The following is a 26,152-nucleotide window of genomic DNA, read 5'->3' as shown; positions in this document are numbered from 1 at the left end:
CCCAGCGGGGCAAAACAGGAGGAAGACACATGGCAACACCCGGCATGGTCGCGTCCGTGGAATGGACCGACGGCAAGCGCTATCTCTGGATGCTCGGCGCGCTGACCATCACGCTGCCCATCGTCGCGGCCGTCTCGGCGCTCGCGACCGGTTGGCATCCGCTCTGGTGGGCGGGGCCGTTCATCGTGTTCACGATCATCCCGCTGCTGGATTTCCTGATCGGCGACGACCGCGACAACCCGCCCGAAGACGTCGTCCCCACGCTGGAAAAACAGCGTTACTACCGCCGCATCGTCTACCTCGCGACCACCGTGCTCTACGTGAGCTTTGCGGTGGCGATGTGGGTGCTGCGCACGTATGACCTCGTCTGGTACGACTACATTGCGTTCGCGTTTTCGGTGGGCGTGGTGACGGGCATCTCGATCAATACCGCCCATGAGCTTGGCCACAAGACCGACGGCTTCGAGCGCTGGCTGGCCAAGATCACGCTCGCGCCCGTGGCGTATGGACACTTCTTCGTCGAGCACAACCGCGGCCACCACGTGCGCGTGGCCACGCCGGCCGATCCGGCAAGCGCGCGCTATGGCGAGTCGTTCTGGGAATTTCTGCCGCGTACGGTGGTGGGCAGCGTCAAATCGGCGTGGGCATTGGAGAAGCGTCGGCTGGAGCAGCACGGCCACTCGGTGTGGTCCTGGCGTAACGATGTGCTCAACGCCTGGGCGATGACGGTGGTGCTGTGGGGCGTGTGCATCGCGTTTGTCGGGCCCAAGGCGGTGCCGTTCCTGATCATCCAGGCCATCTACGGCGCATCGCTGCTGGAGGTGGTGAACTACCTGGAGCACTACGGCCTGTGCCGCCAGCAATTGCCCAGCGGCCGCTACGAGCGATGCACGCCGCAGCATTCGTGGAACAGCAACCACGTGGTGACGAACCTGTTCCTGTATCAACTGCAGCGGCATGCCGATCACCACGCCAACCCGACGCGGTCATTCCAGGCGCTGCGGCACTTCGAGCATTCGCCGCAACTGCCAGCCGGCTATGCCGCGATGATCCTGATCGCCTATGTGCCGCCGCTGTGGTTCCGCGTGATGAACCCGCGCGTGGTGGCGCACTACAACGGCAACATGTCGCTGGCGAACATCAAGCCGTCGATCCGCGACAAGGTGCTCGCGCAGTATCCCGCGCGCGCTTGATTCCCAACCGGCCTGAGGTGTGTCGCGGCTGGCGAGCCGTCGCCAGCCGATGCGACGGCGTTGGCGCAGAATGTCGAAGCGAAGACTGCCCACGCCTGCCATGAACGCCATCACGCCCGCCGCCTTGCTTGAACCCGCCCCCGTCAGCCTGCGCTCCAGCGAAGGGCTCGGCTGGGACGGCTTTGCCGCCACGCTGCTCAGCATCCGTCCCGGGACGTACCGAGTGCCCGCCATGGCGCATCACCGGATCAGCGTGCATGTCGGCCCACCCGTGCGGGCGAATTGCGTATGCGACGGCCGCCGCACTTCGCGCATCCAGGCGCATGGCGATGCGGACGTCATTCCCGCCGGCGTGCCAGGCATGTGGACAGACGACGCCGACTGTCGGTTTCTGCGCATCGCCCTCAGCGACACGTTTGTACGCAGCATCGGCGAACAGGTCGGCGTGCGGGCCGACATCACGCCACGTCTGCACTGGCGCGATGCGCGCGTGCATCATCTTGCCGCTGCGCTTGGGGCCGAGCTGGAGGCGGAAGACACCTCCAACGCGTTGTATGCAGAAAGCCTGTGCACGGCTTTGGTCGTTCGTCTGCTGAGCAGCAGCCGGGACGTGGCTGGCGGGATGGCCCACAGCGCCGGCACGTTGGCGCCCCGCGTGGCCACGCGCGTGATCGACTACATCGAAGCCCATCTGCATGCGCGCCTGACGCTGACCGAGCTGGCTGCGCAAGCCGGCTTGAGCGTGCCGCATTTCAACGCGCTGTTTCGTGCAACGCTGGGCGTGCCGGCGCATCGCTACGTCGTGCAGCGCCGGGTGGAGCGCGCGAAAGCACTGCTGCTGGAAGGCCACCGCAGTGCGTCGCAGATCGCGCTTGAAGTCGGCTTTGCGCACCAGAGCCATCTGACGCAGTGGATGCAGCGGCTGCTCGGCGCGACGCCACGTGAGGTCATCCGAGCCGGCAAGGCGTCGGCCGTCGCTGCCGACACGCCTGCCGCGTAGTCCATCCACCGAATCTGCCAAATTCCTCCGTTCCTGCAAGTCGGGTTTGCGGTGGCGCCCTAAGCTCGTGCCTCCCACTTGAGAGGAGCACGAACATGTTTGTCATCTTTGGGGCATCGGGCAAGGTTGGGCACGCGACCGCCGTTGCGCTGCGCAATGCAGGGCGGCCTGTGCGGGCGGTCGTGCGCCGCGCGCGGCAAGGCGAGGCGCTGGCCAAGATCGGCTGTGAAATGGCGACTGCCGATCTGACGGATCCCGCCTCGGTTGCCTCGGCCATCAAGGGTGCCGCGGCCGTGCAGATTCTGTGTCCTGTGCCGGTGGGCGACATCGAGCCGGCCTCGACCATGGAGCGCATGATTGACGTGGCCGCCCACGCGCTGCGTGCCGACCCGCCGCCCGCTGTGCTGGCCTTGTCGGATTACGGCGCGGAGCTGGACGAGGGCACGGGTCTGACGCGGCTGTTTCATCTGCTGGAAGCGCGGCTGAAGCCCCTTGCGACGCACCTGACGCTGCTGCGTTCAGCCGAGCACATGCAGAACTGGGCGGCGATGCTGCCCGTCATGCTCGCAACCGGGCGGCTGCCAAGCCTGCATCAACCGCTTGATCGCGCCTTCGCGACCGTCGCCACGCAGGACGTCGGTGCGCTGGCGGCCGAGTTGTTGCTGGAGGCGCCGTCGACAAAGACGCCCCGTATCGTCAGCGTGGAAGGCCCGCGCCGCGTCAGCCTGATCGATGTGGCAGGCGCATTCAGCGCCGTTGTCGGCCGCGACATTGTTGCCGAAGCCGTACCGCGCACCGCGTGGGCGCCGATGCTGCAACGCGCCGGTCTGAGCCCGAACCACGTGCAGCTCATCACCGAGTTGTACGACGCGGTGAATGCCGGACAGATCGATGTCGAGAAAGGTGTTTCAGAGCAGCGTTTCGGCAAGACCGAGCTGCACGATGTGTGTGCGTCGATGCTCGCGGCGCATGTGAAGTCAAGGTAGCGGCCCGCAGCCCTTACCTGCAAATGCGAATGCCTCTTATGCGGATTTTTATCTGCGGCGCCCGGTTATTCCGCACGGCACGCGACCGCCTCACTATGATCTCGAGATTGCTCTGGAGGTCATCATGGTGGTTGCACACGTTGCGCGCGTGATTGGAACAGCGGTTCTGTTCTCGGCGTGTGCGCTGCCGGCGCACGCGGTGTTGCCAGACGAGATTCAGGTCTATACCGGGGATATCAACGCGCCGGGCGAGTTCGGGCTGGAGCTGCATGTCAATACCACGCCCAGCGGCATCGGCGCGCCCGGCTATCCAGGCGAAATCACGACACCGCACGGCTGGCGCGCCACGGCGGAATTCTCCTATGGCCTGACGCCCTCGCTGGAGCTGGGGCTCTACGTGCCGACCACGCTCACACGCGAAAACACGTTCTACGTGACAGGCCCGAAGGTGCGGGTGAAATGGATGCCGGTGCGGCCGGTTGACGGCGTGGGCAACTTTGCAGGCATCAACGTCGAACTCGCCCACGTGGCGGGCCGCTTTGAGGCATCCCAAAACGCTGTAGAACTTCGACCGATCTATGGGTATCAGAACGACCGCTGGCTTTGGGCGGTCAACCCGGTGCTCGATTGGAACCTTTCGGGGGATGGGCGCAGCGGTGTGCCGGAGGCCGCGCCCAGTTTCAAGATTGCGCGTACGGTTGCGGCAGGCGTGCGCGCCGGCACGGAGTATTACGCCGGGCTGGGCCCCATCAACCACATCGCGCCATTGCATGAGCAGCAGCACACGGTATTTCTGGCGTTCGACGTGGACCGCAAGCCTTTCGTCTTTAACGTTGGCATCGGCCGGGGCCTGACACGCGCCTCAGACCGCTGGACGCTGAAGTGGATTTTCGAGATTCCGCTGAGTTGATCGCTGGCCGCTGAGCCGCCCACCGCCTATGCTTGGCAGCATTGCTCAAGCCGACGCCGTGTGCGGGCGAGGAGGCCGCCGTAATGATTGCTCTGCGCTGTCTTGTTGTGGCCCTGCTGCTGGCGGCGCCCGCCGCCCACGCAGACGACGACCTCCAGAACCGCGGTCACGACCCGTTCTTCCAGATTTCCTCCGGTGTTGCCAACTGCCCTGAGCCTGCCGGTCCGCGCATCAGCGAAGCCGAGTGGAAACGCGATTCGCACCATCGCATCGAGCACGGCAACCACTGCTGGGTCGAAGGCCGCTGCCGCTTGCCCAACGCGTTTTCTTACGACGACGAGATTGCCGAGACGGCCAAGCGGCGCCTGCAATGGATGTCCATCCACGTGCCGGGATGGAAGCAGAACACCACGCTGTGGGTGACGATATGGCAGCGCTGGATGCTCGTGCAGGGCTGCGTAGCGCCGGGCTACACGTTGGCGCCGTTCATGACCGCGCTGCGCGAGGTGCCCGACGTGGAACGCTTCATCGACGAGACAACGGCACATCCGGAGCGCGGTGTGCCGTATGCGTTGTTTCGCCGCGGCGCGGTCGTGCCGGGCGGCGCAGAAACGCCCGCATCACCGCTTAAACCGTAGGCGGATCGCCCAGTTCTTTAAGCGAACCACCCGAGCGCCAATGCCGCCACCGCGGGCACCGTCTGCACGAAGAGAATCCGTTTGTTGACCGTGATGGCGCCCCAGATGCCGGCCACCGCCACGCAGATCAACCCGAACAGCGCAAACGCAGCGTTGATGGCCGGGTCCGGCGCGACCAGCCCAATGACCAGCGCCGCCACCAGAAAACCGTTGTACAAACCTTGGTTGGACGCCATGGCGGCGGTTTCGGCCGCTTTCTCGGGCGTGATGCGGAAGACCTTGGGGCCGCGCGTCTTCCACAGCACCATCTCGAGTACGACGATGTAGACGTGGATCAGCAGCACGAGCAGATAGACGAGCAGGGCGAGGGTTTTGATCATGGCGGTCATCAAAAGTGAACGTGCCGCCATGATAGAGATTTTGTGCCGCGTGCCTGCACCCGGATGGTGGGGTATCAGCGCGGCAGCGGCGCGCAATCCCCTTTGCCCGCGAGCGTCGGCTGCAAATTTCATCGGCGAGGACTATCCTGTGCGCTTTCGTTCCAGGCAGAGGAGCCATCGCATGACAGCATCGCAAGGATCCATGATTACGTTCAAGCGCCCGGATGGGCAGGAACTCCAGGGCTATCTGGCCAAGCCGGCCAAGGCGGAGGGCGCCCCGGGCATCGTCGTCATCCAGGAGTGGTGGGGCCTGAACGACCAGATTCGCGGCGTGGCCGACCGCCTCGCGCGCGCGGGTTACGTGGCGCTGGTGCCTGATCTCTATCGCGGCACCATGACGGTGGAAGAGGAAGAAGCACACCACCTGATGACCAACCTCAACTTTGGCGACGCTGCCACGCAGGATGTGCGCGGCGCCGTGCAATACCTCAAGCAGACCTGCGCCCGCGTCGGCGTGACGGGCTACTGCATGGGCGGCGCGCTGACGCTCCTGACGCTGAGCAACGTGCCGGAGGCGGACGCCGGCGTGGTGTGGTACGGCTATCCTCCGCTCGAATACATCGACGCCTCGAAGATCAAGGTGCCGGTGCAGGGCCACTGGGGCACGCAGGACACCGCCTTCAAGATCGAAGGGGTCGATGCGTTGGAAAAGAAGCTCGTCGATGCCGGCGTCGATGTCGACTTCCATCGTTATCTCGCGCATCACGCATTCGCCAATGAAACGGCCGTGGGCGAAAACCGCATCGCCATCACGCAATACGACCCGGTGTGGGCGCAACACGCCTGGGACCGCGCGCTGACGTTCTTCGGCCGCACGCTCTGGTAAGCCCACACAGGACGGCGGGTTTGGCGGTACGGCGCGATCACGAAATGCTGCAATTTCGCATGTGGGCTGCGCTGTTGCCGCCGCTATAATTCACGGCGCTGCCGCACCAACGGCAGCTGGGTTTAGCAGCCTATTCTTACCGTATGGCCGGACGGCCGCCTTGTGCGGCTTTTTACGTCCGTGCTCGCGCACGCTTGTACTTTGGCGGGCCGGGCAGGGGACCTTCGGGTCGCCGGCGTCCTACGGGCCGGTCTGCTAACCCTGTCGTCGGGCCCGCCACCCTCGTTTAGCAGCGACTAGTCGGGCCTTTTGCAATCCGTAGGCGGCTCCATGACTGTTGTATTCAGCGGGCGTCGCCCCGCGTCTTTTCCTTCTCCACCTCGGCAGTGTCCCGTTCCGTTGCGAGCCGGGAGCCGCCCATGACACTCACCAAACGCCGCGTCTACCTTGATGGTGCGCTGGAAGCGCGAGCCTTCCTCTGCCGAACGCAGGCCTACGTGCTCGAGTTCGGGCAGCATCGGCCACGTCTCTTGCGGCAGCAACTGATGGAGTACACCGGCAGCGCCTATCCGCCCGCATTTGCGCGGGGGTTTGTCGACATGATCGGCGCATACGTGTCGCTGGCACTGGAGCGCAGCGATATCGATCCGGCCACGTGGGAACTGATGGCCGAGGTCGAGCGGCTGCCTTAGAGGCCAGCGGCAGCGCAATCAGCCGCCCAGAATGCGCCGCGCCGCACGATCCCCCCACCACGCCGCTTCTTCAAAAACCGAATAGCCGGACAGGTCCGCATGCGCGTAGTGGATCGGCCCGGCGCTTTCACGCAAGCGCGCAATGCCCGGTCGGGAGAGAAAACCGGGTGTGGGAATCGCCATCGCATGGCCGCGTAGCGTCAGGTCGGCGCGGCGGATCTGCGTGCGCAGGCGGATGCCGTACACGGTATCCAGATCGGCCAGCGCGCGATCGAGCAGCGTTTGCGGCGATGCCTTCAGCAGCCATTCACGTGCCGCCTTTGGCGTCATGTCCGACAGCGCCACGTAGGCGGTGAACACGCTCTGCGCGGGCGGCCCAACACGGATGTCCTGGTGATTGGCCACCACATAACCCAACCCCGTACCGCGATACACCACGTTGTCCCACGCCAGCGGCGTGTCGTCGTGTTCGGGCGGAAAGCCGTCGATGAGCAGGTTGGCGAGCAGCCACGGCGCGGTTTCGGGCAGCTCGGCGTCGGGCACGTCAAAGCCGTCGACGATGTGTTTGGCAACGTGCAGCGGCATCGCGCTGACCACGTGATCGGCCAGCAGCCGAACGACGCGGCCATCCGCTTGCAGCACATCGGCGAAGACGCGGGCGCCCGCCTCGGTTGTGGTGCCGATGCGCGCGGCGCTGCCCGGCAGCAGGCGGCCGGGTTTATTCAGGCCGGCGGCTTCGAACAGCCGCTCCGCCATCCAGTCCAGGCCCTCTGGCCACGTGAGCACGGTGCCTTGTTCGGCATTGCTGGCCATGCCGCCTCGGCTGGCGAAATAGGCAATGCCGGCCCAGGCGGAAACGTGATCGGCGGTGACGCCGTAATCGTCGCGGCAGCAGTAGTCGGCATACCAGTGCAGCGTGGCGGCGCGGTAGCCCTCGCGGTGCAGCCAGTCGCGGAAGGTGAGTGCGTCTAGCGCGCGCCACGCCGGGTCTGCGGACGAGAGCGCCGTCGGCACGGCAAAGACGCGGCGGCCGTCGGCGCCGGTGGTCTGGCGCAGCCGGTCGATGTGGGCGAAGAACCGTGTGTGCTCGGCGCGTTCCGCCTCGGTAATGCCTTCATGCGGCACAAAGCCGTCTTGCCAGCGATTGCCGAGCCACAAGCGTTCATCGGGCGCGTGAACGAGCACGCGTTCGTCGTACGTCGGGCGCAGGGCAAACGGGTCGCGCTCGATCACGCCAAAGTCGGCCAGCATCTCGCGCACGTGCGTCGATTCCATCGACGGCAGCGGCAGGTAATGCGCACCCGTCGGGAAGCGCTGCGTACCGAACGCGCCGCCAGCGGCATTGCCATAGCGCTCCGGGCCTTCTACGACCACTGCGTCGCGCCGGCCGCTTTTTGCGAGTCGCCACGCACAGCTCAATCCGCCGATGCCGCTGCCGCAAATGGCAACGCCCACGCGCCGCGTTTCCGATGGTGTCGGCAGCGCGCGCAGGTCGCGCAGCCGATGGCCCGCAGCCTGGCCCGGCATGCGCACGTTGGGCGTGATTTCGGTAAAGGCGCGAAAGCCTGCCCACGAAGCGGCACCGGCCGCAGCCACACCGGCCGCAGCTGCACCCACAAGAAAGCTGCGTCGCGTTGCCATCAGCGCAGCACGCCGTGCCAGTCTTCTTCGAAATACCGCACCAGCGATTGGTTGTTCAGCCGGTTCGGTTCTACCTGCGGGCGCGGCATGTCGGGCGCGAAGCTGAACATCTGGTGCGTGGTGTCGGCGTCCAGGAAGCGCGTCGGCACGCGGTACGACATGGGCGGTTTGAAATCCGCGCGGCCCGGTGCGGCCAGGATGAAGCCCCATTCGCCAAACGACGGCACCAGCGCGTGATAGGGCCACGTGCGATAGCCGGCTTCCTTCAGCGTCGCATCCACACACCAGTACGAACGCGGCGCGAAATAGGGCGACGTCGCTTGAATGACGACCAGGCCCGTATCCGCCACATGGCGCGACAGCAACCGGTAGAACGGCACCGAATACAGCTTGCCGATGCTGAAGTTGGACGGGTCCGGAAAATCGACGATGGCCACGTCGAACATGTCGGTGGCAGTCTGCATCCATTGCGCCGCATCGGCGTTGACCACCGTGACACGCGGGTCGCTGAACGCATGCTGATTGAGCGCGACCAGCGCTTCCGCGTGCGAGAACAGGTTCGTCATGCGCGGGTCTAGGTCGACCAGGGTGACGTGCTCGATTTGCGGGTATTTCAGGATCTGCCGCAGGGCGAGGCCGTCACCACCGCCCAGCACCAGCACGCGCCGCGCACCGCGCACCGATTCCAGCGCGGGCAGCGCCAGCGCCTCGTGATAGCGGTATTCGTCGCGCGAAGAAAACTGCAGGTTGCCGTTGATGTACAGGCGCAGGTCGTCCTTCCAGCGCGTCACCACCAGCCGCTGATACGGCGAGGAAATCGCGTGGATGATCTCGTCGCCAAAAAGCGCGCGCTCCGACCAATGCGTGAGCTTGTCCGATGCGCCAAAGCCCGCAAGCAATGCTGCCGCTACCGCGCCGGCGCGCCACGCCATCGCCGTGCGCATACGTGCCGTGAGCGCTAGCTCGGTGCGGAAGTGCCATAGCGTCCAGACCGCAATCGCCGTATTGAACAGGCCGAACAGGAAGCCGGTACGCACCAGCCCCAGGCGCGGCGCCAGTACCAGCGGAAACAACAGCGACACCGCCAGCGCGCCAAGGTAATCGAACGTCAGCACGCGGCTGACGAGATCGGAAAACTTGGCCTGACGGCGATGCAGCATGCGCATCACCAGCGGGATCTCCATGCCGACCAGCACGCCGATCACCGTCACCAGCGCGTACAGCACCAGCCGGAACGGCGCCGATTCCAACGCAAATAACGCAAACAGTGCCGCCGCAGACACGCCGCCAAACAGTCCCACCAGCAATTCCAGATCGACAAAGCGGGCGAGCAGCGCTTCGTCCGCCACGTAGCGCGAGAGCCATGAGCCGATGCCCATGGCAAACAGATAGGCGCCGATGATGGAAGAGAACTGCAGGATGGAATCGCCCAGCAGGTACGAAGCCAATGCCCCGGCAATCAATTCGTACGCCAGCCCGCACGAGGCCACCACGAAGACGGCGAGGACCAGCAGGGCATTGCCGCGGCCGGCAGGCTGCGTGGGTTCGTATGTGGCGTCAGGCTGCGGCGTCGACATGCTGCGAAGGTGGAAAATGAAGGGGCGTTAACAAAGGGCGGATGCCAAGGCGAGCGCGATTGTGCCGCCTTTTTTCCCTCCCGGCGAGCCGGCAACTGCGTGGCCGCATCGGGGGGTACGCAAGCGGCGCATCAGCCGCTATAGTGGCGCCACCTATGTACTGCACGGCCCCTCCCCATGCCTGACATGACCGCTTCCGTGATCGCCTATGCCTCGCACCTGCTGGCGGGCGCCGTGGTGTTTTCCGGCTTCTTCTTCGTCTACCTGCGCCTGACGCCGTATGACGAGTTCAAGCTGATCCGCGAAGGCAATATCGCCGCGGCGCTGTCGCTGGCCGGGGCGCTGCTCGGTTTCGTGCTGACCATCGCGTCGAGCATCACGCATGCCGATGGCCTGGTGCCGTTCCTGTTCTGGGCGGTGATGGCGTCGGTGGTGCAACTGGTCGTCTTTCTGGTGCTTACGCGGCTGATGCCGGACTACCGCTTGCAGATCGAGCACAACAATATCGCCGCCGGTATGCTGTTTGGCGTGAGCGCGCTGGCCGTGGGCGTGATCAACGCGGCGTGCCTGTCCTGACCTTGTCCTGATTGTTCCTGCCCCGCGAATCATCGCGAAGGAGTTTGCTGTGAGCCTGTCCAGTTTTATCAAGAAGCAGTTCATCGACATCCTGCAATGGACGGAAAGCGAAGACGGCGTGCTCGCCTGGCGCTATCCGATGCAGGACATGGAAATCCAGAACGGCGGCACCCTGGTCGTGCGCGACTCGCAGATGGCGATGTTCGTCAACGAAGGCCAGATCGCCGACGTATTCAGCGCCGGCACCTTCAAGCTGACCACGCAGACGCTGCCCGTTCTCACGTATCTGAAGAACTGGGACAAGCTGTTCGAGTCCCCCTTCAAGTCCGACGTCTACTACTTCAGCACGCGCCAGCAACTCGGCCGCCGCTGGGGCACGCCGCAGCCCGTGACGGTGCGCGACAAGGATTTCGGCATGATCCGCCTGCGCGCGTTTGGCGTGTACGCCTACCACGTGGCCGACCCGAAGTTGTTCTATCAGCAGGTGAGCGGCACGCGCGACATCTACACCGTGGATGAAGTCGAGGCGCAACTTGCCCCGGTCATCATGGGTGCGATGGCCACGGCGTTTGGCGAATCCGGTGTGCCGTTCCTGGACCTGGCCGCCAACCAGATGCTGATGTCGAACAAGGTGCGCGAGGCGCTGCTGCCGCAGTTCACGCAGTACGGCTTGGCGCTCGACAGCTTCCAGGTGTCCAGCGTCACGCTGCCGGACGAACTGCAGGCCGCGCTGGACCGCCGCATCAGCATGGACATGACCGGCGACATGCAGCGCTTCACGCAATACCAGACGGCCGAATCGCTGCCGCTGGCCGCACGCAACGAAGGCGGCATCGCGGGCACGGGCGCCGGCCTGGCAGCCGGCCTGGCGATGGGCCAGGCGATGGCCGACAGCCTGCGCACGGCGGTGCAAGGCAACGCCGGCGGTGCGGCGGCTCAACCTGCCGCTGCCGCCGCACCCGCGGCTCCTGCAGCGGACGACCCCACCGCGCGCCTGGCCAAGCTCAAGGAACTGCTCGACAAGGGCCTCATCACGCAAGCCGACTTTGATGCCGGCAAGGCTGCTGTGCTCAAGGCGCTGACCGGCGGCTGAGCTTCGGCCCCGCTGACCGGATGACCGGGCGGCACCGCAAGCCGCCCGTTTTTCTGCGCAATCTTTTGCGCAATCGAACGACCTGACCATGTTTCATGCCAACTGCCCGGCGTGTGGCGCGCCGGTGGAACTGAAGTCTGCCGCGGCCGTGATGGCGGTGTGCAGCTTCTGCAAAAGCACGCTCCTGCGCGACGGCGAGACGCTTTCCGACATCGGCAAGATGTCTGCCGTGCTCGAGGACTATGCACGCGTGCAGATCGGCACCACCGGGCGCTACAAGAACAAGGCGTTCACCGTCGTCGGCCGCATCCAGTTGCGCTACGACGCGGGTTTCTGGAACGAGTGGTACGTGCTGTTCGACGACGGCACCGACGGCTGGCTCGCCGAAGCGTCCGGGCACGTCACGATGACGTTCGCGCGCGGCACGCCCGCCAATGCGGTCGCGTTCGAGGCGCTGCGCCCGGGGCAGCTGTACGACGCCGAGGGCAAGCAGTACGTGTTGTCCGACGTACGCGAAGCCGATTGCACCGGGGGCCAGGGCGAATTGCCGTTCCGCGTGGGCGAAGGCTGGCATGCGCGCGTGGCCGATGGCCGCAGAGAAGACGCTTTCATCACGCTGGACTACTCCGACGGTACGGCGCCAACGCTCTACGTGGGTGAAGCCACCACGCTCGACGTGCTCAAGTGCCAGCTGCTGCGCACCGACGCCGAGATCAAGGAAACCGCCGGCCGCGTGCCCGGCAAGCTGACGAATCTCGATTGCCCGCAGTGCGGCACGTCGATCGCGTTCAGCCCCGGCGTGACCGGCCATGTGCTGTGCCCCGGCTGCGGCGCGGCCATCGATGCGGCCACGCCGCGCGGCGACATCATTGCGCGCGCACGCTCGGTGCCGCAGGTCGCCACCACGCTCGAGCTGGGCGACAAGGCGCTCATCGACGGCCTGCAGTGGCAGGTGATCGGCGTGATGCGTCGCACGGTGGTCGACGGCGGCGGCGAGTGGTTCGAATATCTGCTTTACACGCCCAAGCGCGGTTTCAGCTGGATGGTTGAAACCGATGACGGCTGGTTCCGCGCCAACGTGCTCGACCGCTGGCCCACCCAGCGCGACGGCCGCACCGCGGTGCTCGACGGCAAGGTCTACGCCCGCGATGAGGATTACACCTCGCGCGTGACATACGCCGCTGGCGCCTTCAACTGGCGTGTCCAATCGGGCGACCAGACGCGCGTAGTCGAATACACCGCAGGCGAGGAAAGCCTCGCCGCGGAGAGCGACGCGCATGAGCTGACGTGGTCCAAGAGCACGCCGGTCAGCGCCGCGCAGATCAAGGCGTGGTTCGGCAAGGTGGTCGCCGAGCCCGTCAAGGCATCGTCGTCGAACTACATGACGGTGGCGGTGGTCGCCTGCGTGCTGCTTGGTCTGCTGAACCTCGTGCCGTTTTTCATGGCGCCTGGCTCGGTGTTCGGTATCACGTTCTTCGCGGCGCTGCTGTTGCTGGTGCCCGCATGGCTGGTCGCCAAGATTGGGGGCGGGGAATGAAGAACTGGTTCGTTCTCTATGCCGTGGCCGTGGTGATCGGCGCGACGTATATGGACTGGAAGGCCGGCTTTGCCGCACCGCGCACGCCGTCGTACGGCAGCAGTAGCACGGGCGGGTCGTCCTATTGGGGCGGTTCTTCGGGCGGTAGCGGCTATGGCGGCGGTTTCAGCGGGGGCCACAAGTGACGCGGACCGACGCAGCGCTGTCTGCGGAGGAAGCCTCCGCCGCCGTAGGCGAGCATCTTCTGCTCGATCTTTACGGCGTGGCACCCGCACTGCTGCGCGATGCGGCGGCGCTGGAAACCGCGCTGCGCGATGCGGCCGACGCGCTCGGTGCGACCATCCTGCATGCGCACCTGCATCGCTTCGATTCTGTGCGCACGGGTTTGCCCGTTGGCGAGCAGGGCGGCGTGACGGGCGTGTTGCTGCTCGCTGAGTCGCACCTTTCGATTCATACCTGGCCCGAGCACGGCTTTGCCGCCATCGACGCATTCATGTGCGGCACCGGCACGACGCATGCCGCGCGCGCAGTGTTCGAGCGCGCGTTGACGCCGCAACGTGTTGATGTGCGCGTCGCCCGTCGCGGGACTGCGCCCCCGTCAAACTGAGCTACACCGGCTGACCGTCGAATATCACGCGATTGCGCCCCAGCCGTTTGGCCGCCAGCAGGGCGGCATCGGCACGCATGATGAGGTCTGTGGGCGTGCACAGGTTCCTGCCCGCCTCGCAGCTTGCCAGGCCCACGCTGATGGTGCAGCGGATGTTGGCCTCTGGCGTGGCGATCTCCAGCGATTCCACCGCGCTGCGTAGCCGTTGCGCAATGCCGGTGGCCTGCAGTGTGGTCGTATCCGGCAGCACCACCAGGAATTCCTCGCCGCCGTAGCGGCCCACCGCGTCGACGGGGCGCGAATTCACGCGCAGCGTGCGTGCGATCTCAACCAGCACCGCATCGCCTGCGGGGTGGCCGTAGGTATCGTTCACGCGCTTGAAGTGGTCCACATCCACCACCAGCAAGGAAAGCGGTTGCCCGTGCAGCATGGCGTGGCCGCATTCGCGCGTGAGCAGCTCCATCGCCGCGCGCCGGTTCCAGATGCCCAGCATCGGATCGGTCAGGCTTTCGTGGCGTGCCACCTGCAGCTCGGTCAGGATGGAGCGCTGGGATTCGCTCAGTTCACGTTCGCGGAATCCCGATTCCACCCAGCTGGCCAGGTCATTGAGCAGCTCCCGCTCGGCCTGTTCAAACGGGCGCGGCTTCTGGTCGATCACGCAGAGCGTACCGACGGCATAGCCCGCCAGATTCTTGACCGGCCGCCCAGCATAGAAACGGATATGCGGCGCACCCGTCACGAGCGGGTTGTCGGCAAAGCGCGGGTCGGCCTTGGTGTCGGGAATGACGAGCATCTGCTCCTCGGCCACGGCATGGCCGCAGAACGAGATGTCGCGCCCGGTCTCGCGCACGTTCAACCCGATGCACGATTTGAACCATTGCCGCTGGGCGTCGATGAGCGACACGAGCACGATCGGTGCGTCGAACACGCGCTTGGTCGTGCGCGTGACGCGGTCGAACAACTCCTCGTCGGGTGTGGAGAGCAACAGCATGTCTTGCAGCGAGGCAAGACGTTCGGGTTCGTTCGTCGGAATGGGAGCGGGTTTCATGCGCAAAGGGGCGCCGGCCGGGCCGGCGCGCTTGAAACGGGCAATGGAAAAGGAAGAAGGATAGGCCACGCGTCGCAAGCTGCGGGCCCATGACAGATCACTTAGCGGCCCACCATGTTCTCCGGCCGCACCCACGCATCGAACTGCTCGGGCGTGACATAGCCGAGCGCCAGTGCGGCCTCGCGCAGGCTGGTGCCCTCCTTGTGCGCCTTCTTTGCGATCTGCGCCGATTTGTCGTAGCCGATATGCGGGTTGAGCGCCGTCACCAGCATCAGCGAGCGCTGCACCAGCTCGTCGATACGGTCGCGGTTGGGTTCGATGCCCACGGCGCAGTGATCGTTGAAGCTGCGCATGCCGTCGGCCAGCAGGCGCACGCTGTGCAGGAAGTTGTACGCGATCATCGGGCGGAACACGTTCAGCTCGAAGTTGCCCGAGGCGCCGCCCACGTTCACGGCGACGTCGTTGCCGAAGACCTGCGCACACAGCATCGTCACGGCTTCGCTCTGCGTGGGGTTGACCTTGCCGGGCATGATCGACGAGCCCGGCTCGTTCTCGGGGATGGAGATTTCGCCCAGCCCGCTGCGCGGGCCGCTCGCCAGCCAACGGATGTCGTTGGCGATCTTGGTCAGGCTGGCCGCCAGCGTTTTCAGCGCGCCGTGCGCATGCACCAGGCCATCGGCCGACGCCATGGTCTCGAACTTGTTGGGCGAGGTGACGAAGGGCAGGCCGGTCAGTTGCGCCAGCTCTTCGGCCACCTGTTCGGCGTAACCGGCCGGTGCGTTGAGACCGGTGCCGACCGCCGTGCCGCCCAGCGCGAGTTCGCACAGGTGCGGCAGGGCGGCGTTCAGATGCGTTTCGTTGTGCTGCAACTGGGCGACGTAGCCGGAGAACTCCTGGCCCAGCGTGAGCGGCGTCGCGTCCTGCAGGTGCGTGCGGCCGATCTTGATGATGTCGTTGAAGTCGGCGGCCTTCTTGGCCAGCGTCTCGCGCAGCGTGCGCAGCGAGGGCAGGAGATGACGCGTGATGGCCGTCACGGCGGCGACGTGCATGGCGGTCGGGAACACATCGTTGGACGACTGGCTGCGGTTCACGTCATCGTTCGGATGCACGAGGCGCGCTTCGCCACGCTCGCCGCCGAGCAGCTCGCTGGCGCGGTTGGCGAGCACCTCGTTCATGTTCATGTTGGTCTGCGTGCCTGAGCCCGTTTGCCAGACCACCAGCGGAAATTCATTGGGGTGTTTGCCCGCGATGACCTCGTCAGCGGCATTGACGATGGCGTTGGCCTTGTCCGCGGAGAGCAGCCCCAGGCGCTGGTTGACGACGGCGCTGGCACGTTTGATGCGGGCGAGCGCGTCGATCAGCTCGCGCGGCATGCGGTCGCCGGCAATGTCGAAGTTCTGCAGCGAGCGTTGCGTTTGTGCGCCCCACAGGTGGTCCGCAGGGACTTCAATGGGGCCAAAGGTGTCGCGTTCGGTACGGGTCGTCATGGCAGAGGAATGGCACGGGGTGACTGGGATGAACGCTCCAGTATAGGCAGAGCGCGGTGTCCTTGTTGGTGGTAGGGGCGGTATGGCGGCACGTTACGCAATCCGGCGCGCCGGGTACACGGTTTGCGGGCACAGGCGAGGCGCGCCACAATGACGGCTGCGTCGCATCCTGCTGCTTCTGCCCCGCCCCATGCCCACCACGCCCTCCGCCTCCGTCGACCCATCGCTGAAACCGCTGCTCTGGCTGGTGGCGATGGGTCTGTTCATGCAGACCCTCGATTCCACCATCGTCAACACCGCCTTGCCGGCCATGGCCCGCAGCCTGTCGGAAAGCCCGCTGAAGATGCAGTCGGTCATCATCGCCTACACGTTGACGACCGCCATGCTGATGCCGGCCTCGGGCTGGATGGCCGATCGCTTCGGCACGCGAAAGATGTTCTTCGCCGCCATCTTCCTGTTCACGATTGGCTCGTTGCTGTGCGCGGAATCGCGCAGCCTGACCATGCTGATTGCCTCGCGCGTGGTGCAAGGTGTGGGCGGCGCGCTGCTGATGCCCGTGGGGCGGTTGACCGTGCTGCGCGTGGTGCCGCGCGAGCAGTTCCTGCCGGCCATGAGTTTCGTCACCATCCCGGGGCTGATCGGTCCGCTGATCGGCCCGACGCTGGGAGGCTGGCTGGTGGAGGCCGTGTCGTGGCACTGGATCTTCCTGATCAACATTCCCGTGGGGGTGATCGGCGCGCTCGTCACGCTCAAGGTGATGCCCGATGTGCATGCTGAAGACGACAGCCGCTTCGACTGGTCGGGCTATCTGATGCTGGCCTTCGGCATGGCGGCGGTGTCGTTCTCGCTCGACGGGCTGTCGGAGCTGGGCTTCCAGCACGCGACGGTGCTGGTGCTGCTGATCTTTGGTCTGGCGGCGCTCACGGCTTACTGGCTGCATGCGGGGCGCGTGGCTGGGCCGCTGTTTCCGCGCACGCTGTTCGGCATTCCGAGCTTTTCCATTGGTGTGCTCGGCAACCTGTTTGCACGCATCGGCAGCGGCGGGATGCCGTTCCTCATTCCGCTGCTGTTGCAAGTGAGCTTGGGGTACACGCCGCTGCAGGCCGGGCTGATGATGGTGCCGGTGGCTGCCGCCGGCATGGCCGCCAAGCCTTTGGGCACGTGGGCCATCAAGCGCTACGGATATCGCCGCATGCTGTCCGTCAACACGGTCATGGTCGGCCTGATGATGGCGAGCTTTGCCGTGATGACGCCCAACGTGCCGGTGTGGTTGCGCATCGTGCAACTGGCGATCTTCGGCACCTTCAACTCGATGCAGTTCACGGCCATGAATACGCTCACGCTGAAGGACCTGACCGGCCCGCTGGCCAGCGCGGGCAACAGCATGCTGTCGATGGTGATGATGCTGTCGATGAGCCTGGGCGTGGCCGCCGCCGGCGCACTGCTGACGGGCTTTACCGACTTCACCGCCGGCCCGGAAGGGCGCGACACGCTGGCGGCGTTCCACAAGACGTTTGTCTGCGTGGGTGTCATGACCTGCGCGGCCGCGTGGATCTTCGCGCAGCTCTCGCGCTTCGAGTCAACGCACGTCGTCAAGCGGCCCGAGATGGAAGTGCACTGAGGGAGGGTGCACTTCGGCGATTCGGCCGACTACTTTTTCCAGTAGCCGCGCATCTTCTTGCTCAGGTCGACCTTGGCCGCGGCACGCGCTTCGGCTGCGGGGTCCGCGCCGGGCTCCGGTTCCGGCCATGCGCACGCTTCGAACAGCGGCAGCAGCGCAGGCGGAATGAAGCGCGTGCGCGACGCGTAGATGTGCCGGTCGCCGTTGGGCGTTTGCTGCGTGACGTAGAAGCGCTGCGGCACCAGGATGTCCAGATGCTCGCGCGCACGCGTCATCGCCACGTAAAGCAGCCGGCGTTCTTCTTCCAGCTCTTCATGTGAGCCCGCGCCCAGATCGGCCGGCATGCAGCCGTCCACGGCGTTCAGCACATACACCGCTTTCCACTCCTGGCCTTTCGATGAATGGATCGTCGAGAGGATCAGGTAGTCCTCATCGCGGTACGGGTCGCCCGATTCATCGCTGGTCAGCTCGGGCGGGTCGAGCGTCATTTCGGTCAGGAAGCGCTCGCGCGTGGCGTAGGTGGTGGCCATGCGAGCGAGCTGGTCCAGATCGCCCTGGCGCACGGCCGCATCGTCGTGCAGGCGCTCCATGTGCGGTGCGTACCAGGCGCCGACGGCTTCGAGTTCAGCGGCCCATTCCAGGCTGTCTTTGGGCGTACGCAGGGTTTGCATGAGCGCCATCAGCGCAGACCAGTCGCCAGCCAGCCGTGCCGGCGGCTCATAGGCGAGCAGCGCGGCAATCGGGTCCGCCGCTTCCGCCATGGCGTCGAGCACGCGTGCCGCCGTGGCCGGGCCAGCGCCCGGCAGCAGCTGGATCACGCGAAACCCGGCAATGCGGTTGCGCGGGTTCTCGGCCCAGCGCAGCACCGATAGCACGTCCTTCACATGCGCCGCCTCCAGAAACTTGAGGCCGCCGTATTTCACGAACGGGATGTTGCGGCGCGTGAGTTCGATCTCCAGCGGCGCGCTGTGGCTCGCGGTGCGAAACAGCACCGCCTGCGATTTCAGCGTCAGTCCGCCTTCCCGGTGATGCAGCACCCGCTCGGCCACGCAACGCGCCTGTTCGGCCTCGTCACGCACCGAAATCAAACGCGGACGATGCGTCGATGCGCGGTCCGTCCACAACGTCTTGGCAAAGCGTTCCGTGGCAAAACGCATCACGCCATTCGAGGCATCCAGAATCGGTTGCGTCGAACGGTAATTGCGCTCCAGCAGCACCGTGTGCGCCGGCCGCGAAAAGTGGCGCGGAAAATCGAGGATGTTGCGCACCGTCGCCGCGCGGAATGCGTAGATCGATTGCGCGTCGTCGCCCACCACGGTGACGCCGCGGCCGTCCGGACGCAGCGCACGCAGGATGGACGACTGCAGCCGGTTCGTGTCCTGGTATTCGTCGACGAGGATGTGGTCGAAGCGCGCGCCGATCTCGGCCGCCAGCTCTGCGTCGGACACCATCGCGTGCCAGTAGAGCAGCAGGTCGTCGTAGTCGAGCACGTGCTGCGCCTGCTTGGCTTCGACATACGCATCGAACAGCGTGCGCAATTGCGTCTCCCACATCGCGCACCACGGAAAGTGGTGCTTGAGCACGGCGTTCAGCGAGCTTTCGGCGTTGATGGCGCGCGAGTAGATCGCGATGCAGGTCTGCTTGAGCGGGAAGCGGCGTTCCTTGGTCGACAGGTTCAGTTCATGGCGCACGACGTTGAGCAGATCGGCCGAGTCGCTGCGGTCGTGGATGGTGAAATCGGGCGCGAGGCCGACGCGGTCGGCGTATTCGCGCAGCAGGCGCGCGCCGATGCCGTGGAAGGTGCCGGCCCAGGGCAGCGTGGTCTTGTACGACGTGCCCGCGGAATTGAGCGCGTGGTTCGATCGCTCGCCCTGCATGGCGCGCGCGAGCAGGTGGCCGGCGCGGTTCGACAGTTCGCTGGCCGCGCGGCGGGAAAACGTCAGCAGCAGAATGCGTTGCGGATCGGCGCCGTTGGCCACCAGGTGCGCCACGCGCCAGCCCAGGGTGTGCGTCTTGCCGGACCCAGCACCGGCCAGCACGAGCAGCGGGCCGGTTTCCGCCGCGTCTGCCCCGGAAATACCGAACTCGACCGCCTGGCGCTGCTGGTCGTTCAGCTGGGCCAGGTAACCGGGCGTGGCCGGCACAGTGGCGGTGTCTGGGGTGGGGGAAGCGGCAAGCACGGCAGGGCGTCACAAAAAATAACTGTATGAATATACAGCACTGTGATGCCTGCCTGTGGAAAGTGAGGGTGGTGAACGGGAGGCTGACGGCGGTGGCCGATCAGATCCCGTCCCGCAGCTTTTTCGCGAAATCCTGCGGCGATGCCCGCCGGTTGACCGCATCCACCAGATCCGCCAGGAACCAGGGCAGCACGAGCTGCGTGCCCGGATCGCTCAGGCCGACGCGGAGCCTCTCTGTAGCGGCACGTTCGGCCGGTTCCGCTGGCTTGGCCTGCTGGGCGGGCTTGGCAGACTGGCTGTGGGCAAGCATCCCTTGCAGATCCTGATCGGTGAAGGTGAACGTTGACGTGGTCAGGGCCGAGGCGGTCATCGCTGCGGACATCAGCATCGTGGCCACGACGAGGTGTTTGAGGGTGTTGGCAGGCATCGCGGCCTCCAGGACAAAGCGTTGGATGAGGGGCGACCGGCGTGCAGCGCGATGGCCGCAGCAATGATCCACCTTCCGATCCTGGCGGCGGCTTAGGGTTCCGTTTCGCTCAGGAAAACCTAAATATCGCGTGCAATCCGATCAATTGGCCTGCGGTTGCAGGGCGATCACGGCCATCCCTGCCAACGCAATGGCTGCGCCGCCGATGTCCCAGCGGGTGAGCGTCACGCCGTCGACCAGACGCAGCCACACGAGTGCCACGGCGATATACACACCGCCGTATGCGGCATAGGTGCGGCCGGCCGCGGTCGGGTGCAATGTCAGCAACCACGCAAACAGCGCCAGCGAGGCGGCCGCCGGCAGCAATAGCCAGATCGGCTTGCCTTGCCGCAGCACGAGCCACGGCAGATAACAACCGACGATTTCCGCGACGGCGGTGACGGCAAACAGCACGGCAATACGAAGCAGTTCCAAAACGGGCCCCGGAGCAATCAAGACGTAGACGGCGCCGATTGTGGCATGTGGGGCGGCGCTGCCACGCGGTCTCACTCGACCTCAGGCGGGCGAGGCGGTGTGCGCCTGCAGTAGCGCATCGATCTCGGCTTGCGTGCCCGCATACGCGCCGGCGCGCGTGGCGGTGAGGGCGGCCGCCGCTGCGGCTTGGCGCAGATGCGCCTGCGGTGGCGCCTCGGGCGACTGCAGCTGGCTCGCCAGCCAAGCGCCCATCGCAGCATCGCCGCAGCCGACGGTGTCTGCCACCCGCACGGCAAAGGCCGGTTGGGCGATACGCGCATCGTCTTGCCCGCCGTGCGCCGCTGCCAGCCATTCCATGCCCTCGGCCCCGAGCGTGAGCAGGATGTCGGCCTGCGGCGCGAGGGTGCGCAGCGTGGTCAGCGGATCGGCATCCCCGGGAAACAGGTGGCGCAAGTCTTCATCCGACACCTTGATGACCGATGCGATGGCAGCCATGCGCAGCAGCAGCGGCGCGTAGTGCGGTGCGTTCATCGCCGTGCGCCAGTTCGGGTCGAAGGTGATGCGGGTGCCTTGCGCGGCCAGCGTTTCGGCCAGCGCCACGAGGCGGCTGCCGAGCGGCTCGCGCGCCAGGCTGATGCAGCCGAAGTGGGCGATTTCCACGGCGGTCTGCCAGCCGGCGGGCAGGGCTTGCGCATCGAAATGCAGGTCGGCGCTGTCATCGCCGACGAAGAAGTAATGCGGCGGCTGGGTCGACGTGACCATCGCCAGCAACGGCGAGCGATCCACGCGCTGCAGATAGCGCAGGTCGAGCCCGGCGGCCTGGGAATCGGCGAAGAGCGCGTCGCCGAACACGTCGTTGCTGATGGCGCCGGCATAACCCGTGCGCATGCCCAGACGCGCTGCCACGCGGGCGACGTTCCAGCATGCGCCGCCTGGCCGGGCGAGCCATTGGCCGTTGCCTTGGTGCAGGAAATCGGTCAGCGCTTCGCCAAAGACGACGAGGCGGGGCAAGGGCAGGGCGTCGCTCATGCAGGCAAGGGGAGATCGGTGGTTTGGGCAGAAGGCGTGACCGGCAGCGGTGAAGCGCGCCGATACAGCGCACGGAATGTCGACAGCCGTTCGGCAAGGCGCGCGTGGCGTGCGGCATCGGGCCGATACGTGGCCTGCACGGGCGGCTTGGCGCAGACGGCCGCTTCGATGCCGCCGTCGGCCATCCACCCCAGGCGCGCGGCACCGAGCGCGCCGCCGGCTTCGCTGCCGACATGGGTCGTCAGTTCGGTGTTGAGCGTGTCGGCCAGCAATTGCGCCCAGAACGGGCTGCGCGAGCCGCCGCCCACAAACGAGAGCGAGGCCACCTGCGTGCCGGCTGCGCGCAAGGCGTCCAGGCCATCCGCCATGCCAAAGGCGACGCCTTCGAGCACGGCGTAACCGAGCGCGGCGCGGTCGCTGGCATGCGTGAGGTTGTGAAAATGGCCTTGCGCAAACGCATCGTTGTGCGGCGTGCGCTCGCCGCTGAGGTAGGGCAGGAAGAACGGCGCTGACTGGCGTTCCGTTTGTTCCGTGGCGGCCAGCGCAGCGATTTCAGGCAGCAGCGTGGCTTCCGGCACACTCGTCAGCCGGCAGAACCAGCGCAGGCAGCTCGCGGCGGACAGCATCACGCTCATCTGGTGCCAGCGGCCCGGCAGCGCATGGCAGAACGCGTGCACGGCTTGAGCCGGGTTTGGACGGAAGCGGTCATTGACGACAAAGATCACGCCCGACGTGCCCAGCGACAGAAAGCCATCGCCAGGCTGGGTCGCGCCGATGCCCACAGCGCTGGCCGCGCCATCGCCACCGCCACCAGCTACGACGACGCCACGCGCCATGCCCCATGCGTCGGCCACCTCGGGCAGCAAGGCGCCGCTGGGCGCGCTGCCTTCCACCAGGCGCGGCATCTGGCTGGGTGACAAGCCCGTCGCGGCGAGCAGTTCGTCAGACCACGTACGTCGTGCAACATCCAGCCACAGCGTGCCGCCCGCATCCGAGGGGTCGGAAGCGCGCTCGCCTGTCAGACGCAGGCGCAGGTAGTCCTTGGGCAGCAGCACGCAATCGATGGCGCTGAACACGTCGGGTTCATGGCGCGCGCTCCACAGCAGCTTTGGCGCGGTAAAGCCCGGCATTGCCAGGTTGCCGGCAACGGCGTGCAGGTCTGGCACGCGGCGGGTGAGTTCCAGGCATTCGGCGGTGCTGCGCGTGTCGTTCCACAGCATGGCGGGGCGCAGCACACGGTTGCGCGCGTCGAGGAGCACCGCGCCGTGCATCTGGCCCGACAGGCCGATGGCGCGGGTGGCAGCGAAGGCTTCCGGCGCCGCATCACGCAGTTTGCCGATGGCGGCGCTGGTGGCCTGCCACCAGTTTTCCGGCGTCTGCTCGGCCCAGCCCGGATGCGGCCGCGATACGGTGAGCGGCTCGCCGGCCGTGCCGACGATGGTGCCCGTCGCGTCCAGCAACAGCACTTTGACTTCCGAGGTTCCGAGATCGATGCCGAGGTACATGAGGCCGCCGGGTCCGGTTGCTTGAACCGTGGATTGTCGCGCGAATCCGCCGTTGCGTTTGCTGATGATTAGCCGGCAGTGGCGGCTTGTTCGACTGCCAGCCACGCCCGCACACGCTCGATGGCGTTGCGGACAAGGCCAGTGAGCGCTTCCGTGCCCGCAAGGCTGCCCCACAGGGCAGTGTTCCGGCAGTACACGGCAACCGGGTCGTCGGCCTCCAGCATGGCGTGCGCGGCAACCGGATCGAACTGGCCATCCTGGTAGGCATACGGCAGCGTGCCCGCTTGCCAGCGCTCCAGGAAGACGAAGAACAGCGCCGGCAGCATCGCCGTGGCAAGGGGCACATGCCCGCGCGCAAAGGATTCCGCCAGCGTGGGCGTGATGAAGCCGGGAATTTTCGAAAAGCCGTCTGCCGCCACGCGCTGGTTGGTGTCACGGATGTGCGGATTGGCGAAACGGTCGAGCACGGTGTCGCGGTAGGCGGCCAGGTCGATGGGGCTGGGCTGGTTGGCCGTGAGACACGGGATGACATCGTCGGTGACGTAGGCGCTCGCCATGCGGTGGATGGACGGCACGGCCACGCTTTCATCGATGGTGTGCAGCCCCAGGAGCGTGCCGGCCCACGCGATGCAGCTATGGCTGGCGTTGAGCACGCGGATCTTCGCTTCCTCGTACGGCAGCACCGAGGCGACGAACTCCACGCCCACGCGTTCGAGCGCGGGCCGCCCGGCGCGGAAGTCGTCTTCCACCACCCATTGCGCAAAGGTCTCGGCCATCACGGGGCAGCGGTCTTGCCAGCCGGTTTGTGCGGCCACCCGTTGGCGCAAGGCGTCGGTGGGGCGCGGCGTGATGCGGTCGACCATCGTGTTGGGCGTGCTGGCGTGCGCGTCGAGCCATGCGATGAGGTCGCTGTCGCCGGGCTCGCCGCGCAGCGTGAGGAACTGGCGCAGGCCGCTTCGGAAGCGCTCGCCGTTGTGGCGCAGGTTGTCGCAATTGAGCAGCGTGAGCGGAGCGCCGCCGCGCTGCAAACGCAGGCGCAGCAGGCGCGCCAGTGCGCCGTAGAGCGTGCTGGCACCGCCGCGCAGGTCGGCGGCGATGTCCGGCTGCGTGGCGTCGAGCTGGTGCTGCTGGTCGAGGTAGTAGCCGCCTTCCGTCACGGTGAACGAGATCACGCGCGTGTCGGGCGCCGCGCCGATCTCGCACAGTGCCGCAAGTTCGGCATCCCACGGCACGACCGCATCGATGGACTCGATGCGCGTGTATTGGCGATGACCGGCGGTGTCGACTGTCTCCAGTGTGTAGGCGCCGTGCTGGGCAACGAGGTCATGCAGCAGCGTGCCGGCATCGTCGCGGATGTTGGCAAGCGCTAGGCGCCACGATGTGTCGCCGGTCTCGCGAAGGCGATGCAGATACCACGCCTGGTGCGCGCGGTGGAAGGAGCCGGCACCCAGGTGCAGCCAGGTGGAAGAATCGTTGGGGGAAGGCATGGTCGGGGCGTGCAACGTTGGGCGGTGTGAACCTCAGGCGGCCTCTTGGGACTGTTGGGCCTGCGGGGCCTGCAAGCGCGGCAGCGCGCGGCCTTCGGCGTCGAACAGGTGGCAGTGCGCGGCGTCGGCGGACAACGTGATGGCGCTGCCGTGCGCGAGCCGGGTCGATTCCGGCACGCGCAGCACAAGGCCGTCGGGTGCGGCTTCGCAGTCGGCATGCAGATAGGCCACGTCGCCCAGGGACTCGATATGCGTGACGGTGCCGCGCAGGGTGCCCGCCGCGTCGAGATGCAGATGCTCCGGCCGGATGCCGAGCGTGACGGCATCCCCCGCGCGCAGCTCACCCGGCGACACGGCCACCGGCTGTTGGCCCCCCGCGAGCGCTACGGAGACGCCCGATGCATCGACACGATCGACGACGCCACGCAGGAAGTTCATCTTGGGCGAGCCGATGAAGCCCGCCACAAACTGGCTGGCCGGATGGTGATACAGCGTTTGCGGAGAGCCGACCTGTTCGATGCGTCCGTCACGCAGCACGACGATCTTGTCGGCCAGCGTCATGGCTTCCACCTGATCGTGTGTGACGTAGATCATGGTCGTCTTCAACGCGTCGTGCAGGCGGGCAAACTCCAGGCGCATCTTCACACGCAGCGCGGCATCGAGGTTGGAGAGCGGCTCGTCAAACAGGAAGACCTTGGGCTCGCGGGTGATGGCGCGACCGATGGCCACGCGCTGGCGTTGGCCGCCGGAGAGCTGGCGCGGCTTGCGATCCAGCAGCGCATCGATGTGCAGCACTTCGGCAGCGCGGCGTACGGCAGCGTCGATGGCTTCGCGCTTCATGCCCGAGAGCTTCAGCCCGAAGGCCATGTTGTCGTACACGCTCATGTGCGGATACAGCGCGTACGACTGGAACACCATCGCAATGCCGCGCTTGGCGGGTACCACGTCGTTCACGCGCGTGTCGCCGATCAGCAGGTCGCCGGCATCGATGCCCTCCAGGCCTGCAATCGTGCGCAGCAATGTCGACTTGCCGCAGCCCGATGGGCCGACGAAGACGACAAATTCGCCATCGGCAATGTCGAGGTTGATGTCGTGCAGGACGGTGTTCTGCTCGTAACGCTTCTGCAGATTGCGCAGGGTCAGGCTGGCCATGGCGAGGTCTCCTTGGGCGTGTTCTG

The 26,152-nt window shown here is 66.2% G+C and carries 25 protein-coding genes; 13 read left to right on the top strand and 12 right to left on the bottom strand.

Translation table 11 applies throughout. The features are described from left to right. Positions 1-29 precede the first annotated feature (29 nt). The 5 genes from N511_RS0110300 (at position 30) to N511_RS0110280 (ending at position 4,727) form a co-directional block, all read left to right on the top strand. Entirely contained in the window at positions 30-1,193 is a 1,164-nt protein-coding gene (locus tag N511_RS0110300; RefSeq protein WP_027679218.1) for an alkane 1-monooxygenase, read from the top strand. A gap of 100 nt (positions 1,194-1,293) precedes the next feature. Next, positions 1,294-2,193, top strand: a complete 900-nt coding sequence (locus N511_RS0110295) for an AraC family transcriptional regulator (RefSeq protein WP_037026588.1) — start codon at positions 1,294-1,296, stop codon at positions 2,191-2,193. Positions 2,194-2,288: 95 nt separating this feature from the next. Beyond that, entirely contained in the window at positions 2,289-3,179 is an 891-nt protein-coding gene (locus N511_RS0110290) for an NmrA family NAD(P)-binding protein (protein ID WP_027679216.1), read from the top strand. A 124-nt stretch (positions 3,180-3,303) separates the two neighbouring features. Further along, positions 3,304-4,089 (top strand): hypothetical protein, encoded by a 786-nt coding sequence (locus tag N511_RS0110285; protein WP_027679215.1) that lies wholly within the window; start codon positions 3,304-3,306, stop codon positions 4,087-4,089. Between the two features lie 83 nt (positions 4,090-4,172). Beyond that, entirely contained in the window at positions 4,173-4,727 is a 555-nt protein-coding gene (locus N511_RS0110280) for a hypothetical protein (RefSeq protein WP_027679214.1), read from the top strand. Between the two features lie 17 nt (positions 4,728-4,744). On the opposite strand, the gene N511_RS0110275 is transcribed toward N511_RS0110280, so the two are convergent. Then, positions 4,745-5,107, bottom strand: a complete 363-nt coding sequence (locus tag N511_RS0110275; RefSeq protein ID WP_027679213.1) for a DUF1304 domain-containing protein — start codon at positions 5,105-5,107, stop codon at positions 4,745-4,747. A gap of 181 nt (positions 5,108-5,288) precedes the next feature. Between N511_RS0110275 and N511_RS0110270 the strand changes: the two genes are divergently transcribed. Beyond that, entirely contained in the window at positions 5,289-5,993 is a 705-nt protein-coding gene (locus N511_RS0110270) for a dienelactone hydrolase family protein (protein WP_027679212.1), read from the top strand. A gap of 419 nt (positions 5,994-6,412) precedes the next feature. Further along, positions 6,413-6,685, top strand: a complete 273-nt coding sequence (locus tag N511_RS0110265; protein WP_027679211.1) for a hypothetical protein — start codon at positions 6,413-6,415, stop codon at positions 6,683-6,685. Between the two features lie 18 nt (positions 6,686-6,703). On the opposite strand, the gene N511_RS0110260 is transcribed toward N511_RS0110265, so the two are convergent. Both N511_RS0110260 and N511_RS0110255 read right to left on the bottom strand, forming a co-directional pair. Then, positions 6,704-8,326 carry an NAD(P)/FAD-dependent oxidoreductase gene (locus N511_RS0110260; RefSeq protein ID WP_027679210.1) on the bottom strand — a complete coding sequence of 541 codons (1,623 nt, stop codon included), beginning with the start codon at positions 8,324-8,326 and terminating at the stop codon, positions 6,704-6,706. Further along, a complete protein-coding gene (locus tag N511_RS0110255; RefSeq protein WP_027679209.1) occupies positions 8,326-9,903 on the bottom strand; it encodes a polyamine aminopropyltransferase in 1,578 nt (525 codons plus the stop codon). Before N511_RS0110255 ends, N511_RS0110260 begins: the two co-directional genes overlap by 1 nt. Positions 9,904-10,080: 177 nt before the next feature. Between N511_RS0110255 and N511_RS0110250 the strand changes: the two genes are divergently transcribed. From N511_RS0110250 to speD, 5 genes are all read left to right on the top strand, one after another. Continuing rightward, entirely contained in the window at positions 10,081-10,479 is a 399-nt protein-coding gene (locus N511_RS0110250) for a DUF350 domain-containing protein (RefSeq protein ID WP_027679208.1), read from the top strand. A 49-nt stretch (positions 10,480-10,528) separates the two neighbouring features. Further along, positions 10,529-11,572 (top strand): SPFH domain-containing protein, encoded by a 1,044-nt coding sequence (locus tag N511_RS0110245; protein WP_027679207.1) that lies wholly within the window; start codon positions 10,529-10,531, stop codon positions 11,570-11,572. A gap of 88 nt (positions 11,573-11,660) precedes the next feature. Beyond that, a complete protein-coding gene (locus tag N511_RS0110240) occupies positions 11,661-13,109 on the top strand; it encodes a DUF4178 domain-containing protein (RefSeq protein ID WP_027679206.1) in 1,449 nt (482 codons plus the stop codon). Further along, positions 13,106-13,294, top strand: coding sequence for a hypothetical protein (locus N511_RS0110235; protein WP_027679205.1), 189 nt, complete (start codon positions 13,106-13,108; stop codon positions 13,292-13,294). The genes N511_RS0110240 and N511_RS0110235 overlap by 4 nt, the downstream gene beginning before the upstream one ends. Then, positions 13,291-13,716, top strand: coding sequence for an adenosylmethionine decarboxylase (speD, locus tag N511_RS0110230; RefSeq protein ID WP_027679204.1), 426 nt, complete (start codon positions 13,291-13,293; stop codon positions 13,714-13,716). The genes N511_RS0110235 and speD overlap by 4 nt, the downstream gene beginning before the upstream one ends. A 1-nt stretch (position 13,717) precedes the next feature. Here the strand turns inward: speD and N511_RS0110225 are convergent, their stop codons facing one another. Both N511_RS0110225 and fumC read right to left on the bottom strand, forming a co-directional pair. Next, positions 13,718-14,764, bottom strand: coding sequence for a sensor domain-containing diguanylate cyclase (locus tag N511_RS0110225; protein WP_027679203.1), 1,047 nt, complete (start codon positions 14,762-14,764; stop codon positions 13,718-13,720). A gap of 101 nt (positions 14,765-14,865) precedes the next feature. Next, the gene (fumC, locus tag N511_RS0110220; protein WP_027679202.1) at positions 14,866-16,251 is read right to left on the bottom strand and encodes a class II fumarate hydratase; all 1,386 of its coding nucleotides are present in this window, start codon (positions 16,249-16,251) and stop codon (positions 14,866-14,868) included. A gap of 190 nt (positions 16,252-16,441) precedes the next feature. On the opposite strand from fumC, the gene mdtD reads away from it, so the two are divergent. Beyond that, positions 16,442-17,872, top strand: a complete 1,431-nt coding sequence (gene mdtD / locus N511_RS0110215) for a multidrug transporter subunit MdtD (protein ID WP_027679201.1) — start codon at positions 16,442-16,444, stop codon at positions 17,870-17,872. A gap of 29 nt (positions 17,873-17,901) precedes the next feature. Here the strand turns inward: mdtD and N511_RS0110210 are convergent, their stop codons facing one another. The 7 genes from N511_RS0110210 to N511_RS0110180 all read right to left on the bottom strand — a co-directional run bounded on the left by N511_RS0110210 (position 17,902) and on the right by N511_RS0110180 (position 26,126). After that, complete coding sequence (locus tag N511_RS0110210; RefSeq protein ID WP_027679200.1) at positions 17,902-20,052, bottom strand: ATP-dependent helicase; 2,151 nt, start codon at positions 20,050-20,052, stop codon at positions 17,902-17,904. 100 nt (positions 20,053-20,152) lie between these two features. Continuing rightward, the gene (locus tag N511_RS0110205) at positions 20,153-20,479 is read right to left on the bottom strand and encodes a hypothetical protein (protein WP_027679199.1); all 327 of its coding nucleotides are present in this window, start codon (positions 20,477-20,479) and stop codon (positions 20,153-20,155) included. Between the two features lie 141 nt (positions 20,480-20,620). After that, complete coding sequence (locus N511_RS0110200) at positions 20,621-20,953, bottom strand: YnfA family protein (RefSeq protein WP_027679198.1); 333 nt, start codon at positions 20,951-20,953, stop codon at positions 20,621-20,623. Between the two features lie 81 nt (positions 20,954-21,034). Further along, positions 21,035-21,982, bottom strand: coding sequence for a carbohydrate kinase family protein (locus N511_RS0110195; RefSeq protein ID WP_037026582.1), 948 nt, complete (start codon positions 21,980-21,982; stop codon positions 21,035-21,037). Further along, positions 21,979-23,487 (bottom strand): xylulokinase, encoded by a 1,509-nt coding sequence (xylB, locus tag N511_RS0110190; RefSeq protein ID WP_027679196.1) that lies wholly within the window; start codon positions 23,485-23,487, stop codon positions 21,979-21,981. The genes N511_RS0110195 and xylB overlap by 4 nt, the downstream gene beginning before the upstream one ends. A gap of 68 nt (positions 23,488-23,555) precedes the next feature. Then, the gene (gene dalD, locus N511_RS0110185) at positions 23,556-24,974 is read right to left on the bottom strand and encodes a D-arabinitol 4-dehydrogenase (protein ID WP_027679195.1); all 1,419 of its coding nucleotides are present in this window, start codon (positions 24,972-24,974) and stop codon (positions 23,556-23,558) included. 33 nt (positions 24,975-25,007) lie between these two features. Continuing rightward, positions 25,008-26,126 (bottom strand): ABC transporter ATP-binding protein, encoded by a 1,119-nt coding sequence (locus N511_RS0110180; protein WP_027679194.1) that lies wholly within the window; start codon positions 26,124-26,126, stop codon positions 25,008-25,010. Between the last annotated feature and the right edge of the window lie 26 nt (positions 26,127-26,152).

This window comes from Ralstonia sp. UNC404CL21Col (assembly GCF_000620465.1).
GTDB lineage: Bacteria > Pseudomonadota > Gammaproteobacteria > Burkholderiales > Burkholderiaceae > Ralstonia > Ralstonia flatus.
This window is presented reverse-complemented; position numbering and strand designations above follow the sequence as displayed.